We start from the raw sequence: 12,327 nt of genomic DNA, 5'->3' as shown, positions 1-12,327 counted from the left end.
TTTTTTTCCCTGCTGGAAAATCTTCTGCGCTTCCATGAAGCCGTCCAGCGTGTTCTTGGCAGTGGTGGAAGTCTGCACTATCTGCTTGGTGGTGTTGATGATGCCCTGCGCCAAGTTGCCGGGGTCTGACACCACCCACTGTGCGGATGCCTTGCCGATGAAGCAAAGGCATACCGCCATAAGGAGAATTGTTCTTTTCATTATCTTTTGTTTTCAGGGTTTGTAACTCGTTTGTATTCGCCGCCGGGCATGAGCGTTATCCGGTCGGTCTTTTTGTCATAGGTGAACTGTATGCGGAAGTCCGTTTCGATGAACAGGCAGCCGTTCCGTTCTGTTACCGGGTAAGCCGTTTCCAGTATTCTGCCCCTGACATTCGCTTTCCGGGTGACGGTGTATCTGCCGCCCGTTTCCGAGAGTGTGAAAGCCGGGTGTCCCCTGACGTGTACCCAATAGCCCTGCATCCTTTCCAGCTCCTTGCTTCCGCTGTCCTCGCAGCCCGCCAGCAGGCAGGCGGACAATAGCGTGTATATCAGATTGTCAATCCATTTCATGTTCCTAATTTTTAAGTTGTTGATGATTGGGGATTTCTTTTGCTTTCTGCAAGCCGCTTGATAGCCAGTTCAAGGTTGCCGTCCAGCTTCTCGGCAAGAGCGAACAGTTCCATTTTTTCGCTTTCCTCGGTCGTGTACGTGTAATATTCTTCCAATGAAACTTCCGTGGCGTACACCGCCGATTGTGTGCCGCCCAGCGAGAAGAAAACTTCCTTGTACTTCCGTCCGGGGTGGTTCGCCATGTTGATAGACAATATTTGCGAACGCTCCTTGTCGGTCAGTCCCAAGAGGTTCTGTATGCTGTCGAACTTGTTAAGGTATTTCCTTTGGTCTAACAATATTTTGCAGTCCGAGTTATTGATGATACTCTCTTTCACGATAGGGGAAGAAATAATATCCTCTACCTCTTGCGTGACTACAATCGCTTCCCCGAAATACTTTCGGACGGTCTTGTACAAATATTTTATGTAGTCCGCCATGTTCGCCGATGCAATCGCTTTCCACGCTTCCTCAATTAGTATTAACTTCCTTATCCCCTTTAACTTGCGCATCTTGTTTATAAAGGCTTCCATGATGATGATAGTCGTTACCGGGAATAAAATCTTGTGGTCTTTGATGTTATCCAACTCAAAGACAATGAAGCGTTTATGCAACAAATCCAGTTCCTTGTCGGAGTTCAGCAGGTAGTCGTACTCACCGCCACGATAGTACGGTTCAAGCACGTTCAGGAAATTGTCAATGTCAAAATCCTTTTCCCTGACGTTCTTCTGTTCAAGCTGTCGGCGGTAATCATCCCGGACAAACTCGTAGAACGTGTTGAAGCAGGGCGTTACCGAACTGTCTTTGCCTATCAGGTCGATATAGGCACTTACCGCATTGGATAACGCCACTTCTTCCGACCGTTTGGGGGCTTCATCGTCCCGCTTCCACAGGGTGAGTATCAGGGTCTTGATACTCTCTTTCTTCTCGATGTCAAATACCCCGTCCTCGACATAGAACGGGTTGAACGCTATCGGGTTCTCGTTGGTGTAGGTGAAATAAATCCCGTCCTCGCCGTGCGTGCGGTTGTGGATAAGCTGGGACAGCCCCAAGTAACTGTTACCCGTATCGACCAGCAGCACGTGCGCACCCTGCTCGTAATACTGGCGCACCATGTGGTTGGTGAAGAAGGACTTACCCGACCCGCTCGGCCCAAGTATGAACTTGTTTCTGTTGGTCGTGATGCCTTTCTTCATGGGCAAATCCGATATGTCGATGTGCAGCGGGCGACCGCTTACCCTGTCCACCATTTTGATGCCGAACGGCGAAAGCGAACTCTTGTAGTTCGTTTCTTCCACGAACAGGCAGAGAGCCTGCCCCAAGAACGTGTAGAAACTTTCCTCTGCGGGGAAGTCGGCTTCGTTGCCGGGTATGCCCGCCCAAAAGAGCGTGGGCGTATCGACCGTGTTGTGGCGTGGCTTGCACTCCATTAGCGCAAGCTGGCTTCCCACATCGTTGCGTATGCGTTTGAGTTCGTCCCTATCGTCACTCCATGCCATGACGTTACAGTGGCAGCGTACCGAAATAAGCCCCTTGCTGTGCGCTTCGTTCAGGTACTCGTCTATCCACTCCTTGTTCACTTGGTTGGCACGGGAGTAACGGGAGAGCGATTGCATGTTCCGGGCGGTCTGCTCGAAGTTCTTCAGGTTTTCGGCGTGGTCGTCTATGAAGATGAATTGGTTATAGACGTGGTTACACGACAACAGCACGCCCACCGGGGCGGCAAAACTTAACCTGCAATCGCTTCTGTCTGTGGACAGCTTCTCAAATCGGCAGTCCGTCCCGACCTTTCCGGGCAAATCTTCCACGTCCGAAAGCGTGTGCAGGCACAGTATATCGTCCCCGACCCGCATTTCTTCTGGGTACAGCCCGATGTCTTTCAGGCAAGTAGTGTCGGTTTGCGAGAGCGAGAAGTATTTCTCGATGATGCCCGCCTTTCCGTCCTGCCCGGTGATTTCCGATGCCGCCAGCCGGGTAAGGGTGACAAACCCGCTGTCGTTCATAATCCTTTCAAACTGCCCGACCGCTTCGATGAACTTTGCCGCCGCTTCCTTGTCGGCTATCTCCTGCGGTACAATCCTGCCCCGGCAAAGGGTGGAGAAGTCGCTCTGTCGGCGGCTTCTCTCCCTTGTCGTCTTTGTCAAGAACAGGTAGCAGTAATGGTTCAGGAACGGGCGTTCATTGAAGTGCCGTTCAAAGGAGCGGCTTAAAAAACTAAGCTCGTCCCTTTCCGTGTCGGGCTGGTAGTTCTCCTTGATGAAGAAGTCCTGCTTGTGTACTATGGAGTAGTCGGGCAGCACCTTGATTGCCTTATACCATGCCGAATGTATGGCTTCGTACTCGGCACTGGTGACGGTGAACAGTTCGGGCAGTTCCACCCTGAAAGCCACCGTTATGTCCGCATCCTTTGAAATGATGCAACCGTTCTCCACCGCCAAAAGTGGAAATTTCCTTTCCAGCGTGGTAGCCTTTAACATATTCCTCATATTCTTTCTTCCTTTCTTCTTTTGTAGTTGAACAGCCGGGGTATCGCCTTTCGGCTGATAATGAAGCGTGGGTGTCTTTTGCGTGCGGCAGCTTTCATCAGCCCGTGCGTGCCGTACTTGGCATTGAGCCGGAACGTCTGCCACACGAGCAGCAGCGAAGCCGACACGATGAAACCGATACATAGCCACTGGTTCACGCCTGCCATGAACAGGACGATGAACACTACGAAGACGGCGAGCAAGCCGCCGCAAAAGATAAAGAGGTACTGGCTTTTCAGCCCCTTGAACTCTACCGGCTTCCCGATACCCCTGTTTACCGGATATTCAGACATTGCCGCCTTTTTAGAGGAAGAACGAACGCAGGATAGTGGCGGCGACAATCAGGAAGATGCACGCCCCGAACCAACTGGCGGCGGTCTTTGAGGTGTCGGGGTCGCCGCTTGAGAACTTGTTATATACTTTTACCCCGCCAATCAAGCCGCAGACCGCCCCGATTGCGTACACCAGTTTTGTTCCGGGGTCAAAATACCCGGTGATTAGGTTCGTGGCTTCGGTGATGCCCGCCTGCCCGTTGCCCTGTGCGTAGGCACTTACCACGGCGGCAAGTATAGCCGCCGACAAGAAGATTTTCTTTCTCATTGTGATTTGTTTTTAATGCCGGGCGGCGGGTGGATAGTCCGCCTTTCCCGGTTGGTGAATAATTTGAAATTTTAGTGGTCGGGGATAGTCCCGTTTGTCTGTTTGGTTTTCAGGTTGCCAATCAACCGTAATCCCGTTGTTTCATGCTGTCAGGCTTATACATTATTATATTATAGGAAATCGTTCATGTCGAACGCTTCGTGTTCCTCGCTTGTATCGCCAGTTCCGGCAGGGACAGCAGCCGTAGCCAGTTCCGCTTCGTTGCGTCCCAGCAGTTCCGCCACCTTTGCCAGCCCGCCGTTGATGTTCTCCACCACCGCATCGTAGAGGTTCGTCCCCTCAATGCTTGCCAGTGTCCCGGCGGCTTGCCGTTTCTCCGCTTCGGTGGGGGTATCGGCGTTCGCCGTGCGTACCGCTTCGCCCAGTTCGTCAAAGCTCACGCCCGTAGCCCGTCCGGTATCATCGTCACCGTCCATGTACCCGGCTATTTCCTCGTCCTCGTAGTCGGGTTCGTCATTCTCGTAACCGGGCGTTTCTTCCGGCAGTCCGTCAGCCTGCGGCGCAAAAATAGTATCATTTTCAGCCGCTTGCGGGAGGTGTCCCGATTTGTCCTGCGCTGTCCCGATTAGTCCGCCCTTGTATCGGCTTTCACCTATCAGCGTGTAGCCTGAAACCTCGTTTCGTGGGAGTGGCGCATCATCCGTTCTGCCCGGTGATGTCCGGCTGTCCGTGTAGCGATACCACAGCCATAGGGCGATATAGTACACCAAAAGCCCGGTAAGTATGCAATAGATTACCATAGTCAGACAGGCTTTTGGAAGTTGCTTTCGTACAGGGTGTTTATCTCGTCTTGGTACTGCTCGAAGTGGCGCAGCAGAATGTTTTCCACGTAGCTGCTTACCGTCACCTTGCGCCCGCCTATCACTGTCACGATACGCATCAGCTTCTCGTGCGTGGTACGGCTCACGTATAAGGGCTGTCGGTCTGCCAGTTCCACTTTCTGAAAGTAAGTTTCCCGGTAGTCGCCCGAACCGCCCTTGCGCTTGCGGTTTGTCGTTTTCTCCACCCGCACCGTTTCCGTCTGCTGTTCCTCTTGGGTAACTTGTGATGCAAGATTGGTATGTGGTGCATCATTCGGTTTATTATCTTCTTTACTCGGTACACCTTGCGAAATAAGTTCCCGCATAAAATCCTCGTCTATCTTCGGCATCCCGCCGCTTTGCTTTGCCATATCATTGTAATTTGATGTAGTACGTTATTTCGGTTATCAGTTCTTCCAAGTTACTTCCCCTTACCAGCGGGCGGCTGGCGGGAAAGAGCGTGGAGCGGAACACCGCCTTTTTATCCGCTACCAGTTCCTTTTTGTAGCGTTTGGTATCGGGGATAAAGGTTTTCATCAGCGGCAGTTCCAGTTCCTTAATGGTCTTGTCGTAGGCGGTGTAAAGGTCTGTTTTCTCCCTACCGTCCACCATATTCCAAAAGAGGTACAGCCCTGCAAGTCGGCAGGCTTCATTCTTCACTAATAGCTTTTGGATAGCCATTGCGAACGACAGGCTGCTTTCCAGCACCACCTTGTCGGCTGAAATGGGGGTGAAAATGTAGTCCATGCCCGCAAGGGAGTTTATCACGCCCTCGCTGTTCACCGTGCCGGGCAGGTCGAAAAACACTATATCCGGCACGTGTCCGGCGGCTATATATCCGTCAGCCGTTGCAATCGCCTTTTCAGGTGAACTGCACAATACCGGGTAGGCTTTCTTCCCCAGCCGGGTGAACTGTTCATACGCCATTCGCTTGTAATCTTCATCCGCCCCGACCTGCTCGGCATCCCGCTTTCGCATCCCGGCAATGGAGTGTTGCGGGTAGTCGCAATCGACCACCGCCACATCGTAGCCTTTGAGGTAGTAGAGGTAACTCGCCGCCAGCACGGTAAAGGTGGTTTTGCCGACCCCGCCCTTTTGGGTGGAAAAGGCGACATAAAGGGGTGTTTTCTCGTTTTCCATATTGCTTCCGTTCATTATTGGTTGATAGATTTGTTTATTGCTTTCAATCATTCATTCCATATTGCAATCTTGAAATATTGAAAGACTGTTTTATTTCAATCTTGTTTTCCTGCTTTCATTCTTTCTTGAAATATTGAAATCCTGCAATCACGTTTTATTGAAATCCTGCTTTCAATCATTCTTTCCTGATTGGAATATTTCTTTCAATCTTGCTTTCAATATTGAAATCCGATGCAAAAAAAGGGAGAAAAAACGTCCCTTGAAAACCTTGTCCCGATTTGTCCTGCGCTGTCCCGTTTTGTCCACCAACCACCTATTTTACAGCATTATAAATCACCGTTACTTTGCAGCGGAGTAACGAACCGCAGGGGGCGCAGGTGTAAAACAGGGCTGGTGAATGGCTGGGCTTACCGTTCCACGCTAACCCCAATCCGTCCGTGACGGATTTCGATTTTCGTCAGAAAATAGCAAGGTGTGTTCTATGGCACATAGAACCGTTTTCCGTGCCTGAAAACGCCTTGCCCCTTGCGGGGGTAAAAATCACTCCGAAGTCGTAATTTTTTAATTGAAAGAAGCATGGAAACAAGAAAACCTAACAAGGGCGGTCGCCCCGCCCTCGCAGACCCGGCGAAGCATCGCCATGTCCTTTACCTGAACGACCGGGAGAATGCCCGCTTCCTCTCGCAATGGGAGCAGTCGGGCGTTACGAGCAAGTCCCGTTTCATCGCCGCCCGGTTGTTCGGCGAGCCGTTCCGGGTGGTGAAAGTGGACAAATCGGCGGTCGAGTATTGCGCCCGGCTGACCGAATTTTATGCACAATTCAGAGCCGTGGCGGTCAATTACAACCAAGTGGTAAAGGCGTTGCACAGTAATTTTTCCGAGAAAAAGGCACTGGCTTTTCTCTATAAACTGGAGAAAGCGACCACCGAACTGGCGGCACTGAACCGCCAAGTTATTGCATTAACCAATGAATGCAAGGAACTATGGTTGCCAAAATAAGCACGGGCGGCAATATGTTCGGCGCACTGGCGTACAACCAAAACAAGGTGGACAGCGAGGAAGCAAAGGTGCTTTTCTCCAACCGGATGCTGTTGAGCGAGGACGGGAATTTCTCTATCGGCGAGTGTATGCGCAGCTTTGAAATGCAGATGCCCGTCCAGCTTTCCACCAAGAAGCCGATACTTCATATTTCCATAAACCCGCACCCGGAAGACGTGCTGACCGACCAGCAGCTTTCCGACATCGCACGGGAGTATATGCGGAAGTTGGGCTATGGCGACCAGCCTTATTTGGTGTACAAGCATACCGACATCGACCGCCACCATATCCACATCGTGGGGTTGCGGGTGGACGAGAACGGCAGACCGCTGAATGACAGGTTCGAGCATCGGCGCAGCAAGCAAATCACCCGTGAACTGGAAAAGAAATACGGGCTGCACCCGGCAGAGCGAAAGGAACGTGCCGAACGTCCGGAACTTAAAAAGGTGGACTATGCCGCCGGGGACGTGAAGCACCAAATCGGCAACACCGTGAAAGCGGCTTGTTACGGCTACCGCTTCCAGTCGTTCGGGGAATATAAGGCTTTGCTTGCCGCTTACAACGTGTGCGCCGAGGAAGTCAAAGGCGAGATAAACGGCAAGCCCTATCAGGGCATTGTCTATTCCGCCATGAACGACAAGGGCGAAAAGACAGGCAACCCGGTAAAGGCTTCCCGCATCGGCAAGTCGGTAGGTTATGAAGCGGTGCAGCGCAGAATGGAGAAATCGGGCGAAGCAATCAAGAACGGGAAATTGAAAGAACGCACCCGGAAGATTGTAGCCAATGCCATGCAGACCGCCCACAGCCGCAAGGAACTGGAACAGCAGCTAAGGAAGCGGGGCATTGACGTGGTATTCCGTCAGAACGACAGCGGGCGCATCTATGGCGTTACGTTCATCGACCATGACAGCCGGGTGGTGCTGAACGGTTCACGCTTGGGCAAGGAGTATTCGGCGAACGTGTTCAACGAACGTTTTTCGGGCGAAACCGGAAAGATACACCAGCCCGAAGTGGCAGCACCGCAGCAAGACCAGCCCACGCATCAGGAACAGCAGGGCTTCACGCCGAAAGCCGACATCGTTTCGGGCGTGGCTTCCGTGCTGGGTGCTTTCGGCGGTTTGCTGGGCGGCGGTGCATCAGGCGGTGACGAGCCGCAGGACACCGCCCGCCAAAAGAGAAAGAAGAAAAAGAAGCGCACAAGGCGCATCGACTAACTTAAAAACATACAATTATGCAGCAAGAGGATGATTTGAGAGGGCTTGCAAGGGTCATGGACTTTATGCGGGCTGTCAGTATTCTATTCGTGGGAATAAACGTGTACTGGTTCTGTTACTCCACCCTGAAAGAATGGGGAGTGACCTTTGAAGTGATAGACAAGATACTGTGGAACTTCCAGCGCACCACCGGGCTGTTCTCGTCCGTTCTTTGGACAAAACTTTTTGCGGTGGTGTTCCTCGCCCTGTCGTGCATCGGCACTAAGGGCGTGAAAGAGGAAAAGATAACGTGGACGAAGATACATTGCAGCCTTGCGGCGGGTGTCGTGTTGTTTTTCCTGAACTGGTGGCTGCTGGAACTTCCGCTGCCACATACGGCGGATGCCGTGTTTTATATCGCCACGCTTTCGGTGGGCTATATCTGTATGCTCATGGCGGGTACGTGGATGTCCCGGTTGTTGAAAAACAACCTCATGGATGATGTCTTTAATACCGAGAACGAAAGTTTCATGCAGGAAACAAGGCTTATCGAGAACGAGTATTCTGTAAATCTGCCTACCCGGTTCTACTATAAGAAGAAGTGGAACAATGGCTATATTAACGTTGTAAACGTTTTTCGTGCGAGCATCGTGTTAGGAACGCCGGGCAGCGGGAAGTCATACGCAGTAGTAAATAATTACATAAAACAGCAAATCGAGAAAGGTTTTGCGCTCTACCTGTATGATTATAAGTTTCCTGACCTTTCGGAAATCGCTTACAATCATTTACTTAACCACTTGGACGGCTACAAGGTTAAGCCGAAATTTTACGTTATCAATTTTGACGACCCACGCAAGAGCCACCGATGCAACCCGATAAATGCCAGCTTCATGTCGGACATTGCGGATGCCTACGAAGCAAGCTACACGATAATGCTTAACCTCAATCGAAGTTGGATAAGCAAGCAGGGCGATTTCTTCGTGGAAAGTCCGATTATCCTTTTGGCGGCTATAATTTGGTATCTCCGTATCTATCAAGGCGGCAGGTATTGCACGTTCCCCCATGCCATTGAACTGCTAAATAAGAAATACGCCGATGTATTCACCATTTTGCGCAGCTACCCCGAACTGGAAAACTACCTTTCCCCATTCGTAGATGCTTGGGAATCAGACGCTCAAGAGCAGTTGCAGGGGCAGATTGCCAGTGCGAAAATCCCGCTTTCAAGAATGATTTCACCCGCCCTTTACTGGGTAATGACGGGTGATGATTTTTCACTTGACATCAACAACCCGAAAGAGCCTAAAATACTGGTTGTCGGCAACAATCCTGACCGCCAAAATATCTACTCGGCAGCACTGGGATTATATAATTCCCGTATCGTGAAGCTGATAAACAAGAAAGGTCAGCTTAAAAGTTCGGTGATAATAGACGAGCTGCCAACGATTTATTTTCGTGGGCTTGACAACCTGATTGCGACCGCCCGAAGCAACAAGGTTGCGGTTCTGTTAGGCTTTCAGGATTACAGCCAGCTTACCCGTGACTATGGGGACAAGGAAAGCCGTGTAATCCAAAATACTGTGGGTAACGTGTTCAGCGGTCAGGTAGTCGGTGAAACGGCGAAAATCCTGTCGGAGCGTTTCGGAAAGGTGTTGCAGAAACGGCAGAGCATGACAATCAACCAACGGGAAAAATCCACCTCGATAAGCACCCAAATGGACAGCCTGATACCCGCCAGCAAAATATCCAACCTCACGCAAGGTATGTTCGTGGGGGCAGTAGCGGACAATTTCGATGAACGGATAGAGCAGAAGATTTTCCACTGTGAAATCGTGGTGGACAATGAAAAGGTGAAGCGGGAAACCGCCCGTTACGTGAAGTTGCCGCAGATTATCGACTTCACCGACAAGGACGGCAACGACCGGATGCAGGAGGAGATACAAGCCAACTATGACCGCATCCGTCAGGAAGTCAGGCAGATAGTCGAGAACGAGATAACCCGGATTAAGAACGACCCGGAGTTATGCCACTTGATTAAGGAGGAAGAATAGCTATATATAATAATGTATGGAGTGAAGAACAGCCGATGTAGCTTTACGGTTGTTCTTCATTTTGCTTTTTGGTGCGGTAGGCTTCAAAACGCACTAATATTTCGTGCAGGTTCTTCAATGCTTCCACAGCCTTGCCTATCGGCGGCATCTTGCTTTTGTCGAAAGTCAGTTTCTTCAAATCGGTAGTGTACGCCGTAGCCACTTCGGGTAACGCCATGACCGCTTCGGCATCCTTGAATATCGGTGCATCAGCCAGCGACAAGTGCGAACGGGAGTTTTTATTTAGTCCGTCCTCTATCGTCACCCGGTACATGGCATCCAAGAAATCTTCCGAATGTAGGTAATCGTTATATTCCTGATTGTGGTAGAGTGCCGACAAGTCGTAAACGTCACGGATATGCTTTGCCAACAGTGCGGCTGCATCCTCATTGTAAGACAGCTTTACCAGCCTTGAAACCTTGTCGCAGATAGTCTTTCGGGGGTTGATACACTGCGTTTCAAAACTTTCCAGCCCGTAGGTGCTTATCAGTTCCTCTTGCCCGATGCTTTCAAGAAAGGCGGTTACAATCGGTTTGATAACCCGCTTGTCCGCCGGGTAGAACATCAGTTTTTTGTCCGGCAGGTCACAGGATTTTATCTCTACTTCCAAATGTTCTTTCAGTCCCACGCCTTGAAATACATTGTCATACGAGAAATACAGTTTACGGTAATTACCGCCCGTTTCCGACAAATCTTCCTTGTATATGTCACTATTGAGTTCGGCTATGTATTTGGAAAGTTTCTTGTTCAATGTCTTTTCTGCCTGCTTGGACGCACCTTTATCACCCGTGAACACGAACAAGTCCAAATCTTCCGAGAAACGTTCTATCAGCCCGTAGGCTTTGGAAAGTGAAGTTCCGCCTTTGAAGTAGGTCTTATCCGCATATTCGGACATGGAAATATCCCGCAGTATCTTCGATACCCAGTAATCCTTTTCCACGTGCGACTGCTCGTAGCCGAAATGTTCAGCCGCCAGTGCGATGATTTCCTTGAACGCTTCCTTGTCCGAATGTAAATTCATATTTCTGTCCTATGCCGTTTTATAATCCAAGTTGAACCGTGTCGTGGGAAGAATGGTCTTTGCCATTTCTGTTTGCAACACGGTTTGTCTGATGTCGCCCAGTATATCCGCCACCACCTTTCTGACACGTGGCGGGTAACTTTTCGCCAAAGATACGATTTTTTCCAGTTCCGGCAGGCTGTACCCGTTGAAATATTGGCTTTTGACCCGGTTGTAGATGTCCTGCCCGGTTGTTCCGGGTATGCGCTTCATGTCCTTTATCGCATCGAGCAGCCGCAAGTACGGGACAAGGCTTTCATCCGGGTAGTCCATGCAGTAGGCTTTCACGCACTCTATATCCAAGTTCTTGAAACGGAAACGGCGAACCGGGTTAGGAGTGGCTATCGTTATGGTTGTGGCAACCTGTTCGGTCAGTCCCATTTTGTTATAGATGTAAGCCCCCGTGATATAGCCGTTCAGTTTTTCAGTCAGGTAGCGGAACTGTTCATCCTGATAGACAGGCAACTTTCCCAGCCCCAGCACTGATTTCTTGGGACGGTAGTACGCCCCCTTTTCAACCCGTACCAGTACCCCTTTGCGGCTCTGTTCGGAGAGCAGCACCGCAACATTGGCGGTCTTTTCCGTTTCAAACGATAAATCCCGGAACGTGAATATACGCCCGGTATCTATCCGTTCAATCTGCCCAAGTATCTCTTTCCTGAATGAAGCCATATTTATGTCCTTTGTTTCTATATGCAAAGATAGTATATTATGTAATCACCTGCAAAAACATAACAAAGATTTTGCCGAAGATGTTTTCTTTTTGTCGTGTCACCTGATAATAGAAGAATAACGGAAACTCAATCAAAGGCTTGCCAAACGCTTCACAAATGGCTCACAAGTATAATGCGATTTTTGTAAAATGCTGATTATAAGCCGAAAACAATATATACAAATGGCTCACAAATGGCTCGTTTAAAGCAAGCGATTAACTTCGGTCTGTACCCGTTTTAAATCTCCAACCAACAGTTGGAGATTTACCGCACCCGGATAATTTCAAGCTCCGCAGGACAAATTCGGGCATCCCTTGCCCCCGTTTTTAGTCGCTATCTGTAGACTGGACTATTATTATACCATTCAATAATCAAATCATTATCGTTATTATGGACATTTAAAGTGAAAAAGATATTCCTATAATGATTAAAGCAATAGATGCAAATATGTATCTATATCTTTTTGTAGAAAACATTGCTCCTATACAAGAGATAGATACAGCAAATTGCATACATTTTAA

13 protein-coding genes are annotated in these 12,327 nt (G+C 49.9%); 3 read left to right on the top strand and 10 right to left on the bottom strand.

What is annotated here, in order from left to right:
- The 8 genes from WKT12_RS15775 to WKT12_RS15740 all read right to left on the bottom strand — a co-directional run.
- On the bottom strand, positions 1-201 hold a 201-nt coding region (locus WKT12_RS15775; RefSeq protein ID WP_234141788.1), incomplete at its 3' end, for a DUF4141 domain-containing protein.
- A complete protein-coding gene (locus WKT12_RS15770; RefSeq protein WP_118429445.1) occupies positions 201-551 on the bottom strand; it encodes a DUF3876 domain-containing protein in 351 nt (116 codons plus the stop codon). The genes WKT12_RS15770 and WKT12_RS15775, both read right to left, overlap by 1 nt.
- An 11-nt stretch (positions 552-562) precedes the next feature.
- Positions 563-3,076, bottom strand: a complete 2,514-nt coding sequence (locus WKT12_RS15765; protein ID WP_118147058.1) for a TraG family conjugative transposon ATPase — start codon at positions 3,074-3,076, stop codon at positions 563-565.
- A complete protein-coding gene (locus WKT12_RS15760) occupies positions 3,073-3,408 on the bottom strand; it encodes a DUF4133 domain-containing protein (RefSeq protein ID WP_118529123.1) in 336 nt (111 codons plus the stop codon). Before WKT12_RS15760 ends, WKT12_RS15765 begins: the two co-directional genes overlap by 4 nt.
- Positions 3,409-3,418: 10 nt before the next feature.
- Positions 3,419-3,715, bottom strand: a complete 297-nt coding sequence (locus WKT12_RS15755; RefSeq protein WP_004308755.1) for a DUF4134 domain-containing protein — start codon at positions 3,713-3,715, stop codon at positions 3,419-3,421.
- A gap of 170 nt (positions 3,716-3,885) precedes the next feature.
- Positions 3,886-4,515, bottom strand: coding sequence for a hypothetical protein (locus WKT12_RS15750; protein WP_122145302.1), 630 nt, complete (start codon positions 4,513-4,515; stop codon positions 3,886-3,888).
- A 2-nt stretch (positions 4,516-4,517) separates the two neighbouring features.
- Complete coding sequence (locus WKT12_RS15745; RefSeq protein ID WP_004308753.1) at positions 4,518-4,946, bottom strand: DUF3408 domain-containing protein; 429 nt, start codon at positions 4,944-4,946, stop codon at positions 4,518-4,520.
- 1 nt (position 4,947) lies between these two features.
- A complete protein-coding gene (locus WKT12_RS15740; RefSeq protein WP_122145301.1) occupies positions 4,948-5,730 on the bottom strand; it encodes a ParA family protein in 783 nt (260 codons plus the stop codon).
- 561 nt (positions 5,731-6,291) lie between these two features.
- Between WKT12_RS15740 and mobA the strand changes: the two genes are divergently transcribed.
- From mobA to mobC, 3 genes are read left to right on the top strand one after another with little or no spacing between them, the layout of a single operon-like run.
- Positions 6,292-6,714: a conjugal transfer protein MobA gene (mobA, locus tag WKT12_RS15735; RefSeq protein ID WP_117749019.1), complete on the top strand. Its 423-nt coding sequence runs from the start codon at positions 6,292-6,294 to the stop codon at positions 6,712-6,714.
- Complete coding sequence (gene mobB / locus WKT12_RS15730; RefSeq protein WP_025077257.1) at positions 6,699-7,967, top strand: conjugal transfer protein MobB; 1,269 nt, start codon at positions 6,699-6,701, stop codon at positions 7,965-7,967. Before mobA ends, mobB begins: the two co-directional genes overlap by 16 nt.
- Before the next feature lie 17 nt (positions 7,968-7,984).
- The gene (gene mobC / locus WKT12_RS15725) at positions 7,985-9,994 is read left to right on the top strand and encodes a conjugal transfer protein MobC (RefSeq protein WP_118529007.1); all 2,010 of its coding nucleotides are present in this window, start codon (positions 7,985-7,987) and stop codon (positions 9,992-9,994) included.
- A 43-nt stretch (positions 9,995-10,037) separates the two neighbouring features.
- On the opposite strand, the gene WKT12_RS15720 is transcribed toward mobC, so the two are convergent.
- A complete protein-coding gene (locus WKT12_RS15720) occupies positions 10,038-11,054 on the bottom strand; it encodes a nucleotidyl transferase AbiEii/AbiGii toxin family protein (RefSeq protein ID WP_117749022.1) in 1,017 nt (338 codons plus the stop codon).
- A 9-nt stretch (positions 11,055-11,063) separates the two neighbouring features.
- Positions 11,064-11,765, bottom strand: coding sequence for a DUF6088 family protein (locus WKT12_RS15715; protein WP_011202384.1), 702 nt, complete (start codon positions 11,763-11,765; stop codon positions 11,064-11,066).
- Between the last annotated feature and the right edge of the window lie 562 nt (positions 11,766-12,327).

Origin of the sequence: Phocaeicola sp. HCN-6420 (genome assembly GCF_037890145.1) — a bacterium.
In the GTDB taxonomy this organism is placed as follows: domain Bacteria; phylum Bacteroidota; class Bacteroidia; order Bacteroidales; family Bacteroidaceae; genus Phocaeicola.
Note: the sequence above shows the minus strand (reverse complement) of the source record. Positions and strands in the feature narration are given on the sequence as shown.

Bases quoted from the DNA above. Each gene is read 5' to 3' on its own strand.
- WKT12_RS15770 (WP_118429445.1), bottom strand. From the start codon at position 551: ATGAAATGGATTGACAATCTGATATACACGCTATTGTCCGCCTGCCTG.
- WKT12_RS15765 (WP_118147058.1), bottom strand. From the start codon at position 3,076: ATGAGGAATATGTTAAAGGCTACCACGCTGGAAAGGAAATTTCCACTT.
- WKT12_RS15760 (WP_118529123.1), bottom strand. From the start codon at position 3,408: ATGTCTGAATATCCGGTAAACAGGGGTATCGGGAAGCCGGTAGAGTTC.
- WKT12_RS15755 (WP_004308755.1), bottom strand. From the start codon at position 3,715: ATGAGAAAGAAAATCTTCTTGTCGGCGGCTATACTTGCCGCCGTGGTA.
- WKT12_RS15750 (WP_122145302.1), bottom strand. From the start codon at position 4,515: ATGGTAATCTATTGCATACTTACCGGGCTTTTGGTGTACTATATCGCC.
- WKT12_RS15745 (WP_004308753.1), bottom strand. From the start codon at position 4,946: ATGGCAAAGCAAAGCGGCGGGATGCCGAAGATAGACGAGGATTTTATG.
- WKT12_RS15740 (WP_122145301.1), bottom strand. From the start codon at position 5,730: ATGAACGGAAGCAATATGGAAAACGAGAAAACACCCCTTTATGTCGCC.
- mobA (WP_117749019.1), top strand. From the start codon at position 6,292: ATGGAAACAAGAAAACCTAACAAGGGCGGTCGCCCCGCCCTCGCAGAC.
- mobB (WP_025077257.1), top strand. From the start codon at position 6,699: ATGGTTGCCAAAATAAGCACGGGCGGCAATATGTTCGGCGCACTGGCG.
- mobC (WP_118529007.1), top strand. From the start codon at position 7,985: ATGCAGCAAGAGGATGATTTGAGAGGGCTTGCAAGGGTCATGGACTTT.
- WKT12_RS15720 (WP_117749022.1), bottom strand. From the start codon at position 11,054: ATGAATTTACATTCGGACAAGGAAGCGTTCAAGGAAATCATCGCACTG.
- WKT12_RS15715 (WP_011202384.1), bottom strand. From the start codon at position 11,765: ATGGCTTCATTCAGGAAAGAGATACTTGGGCAGATTGAACGGATAGAT.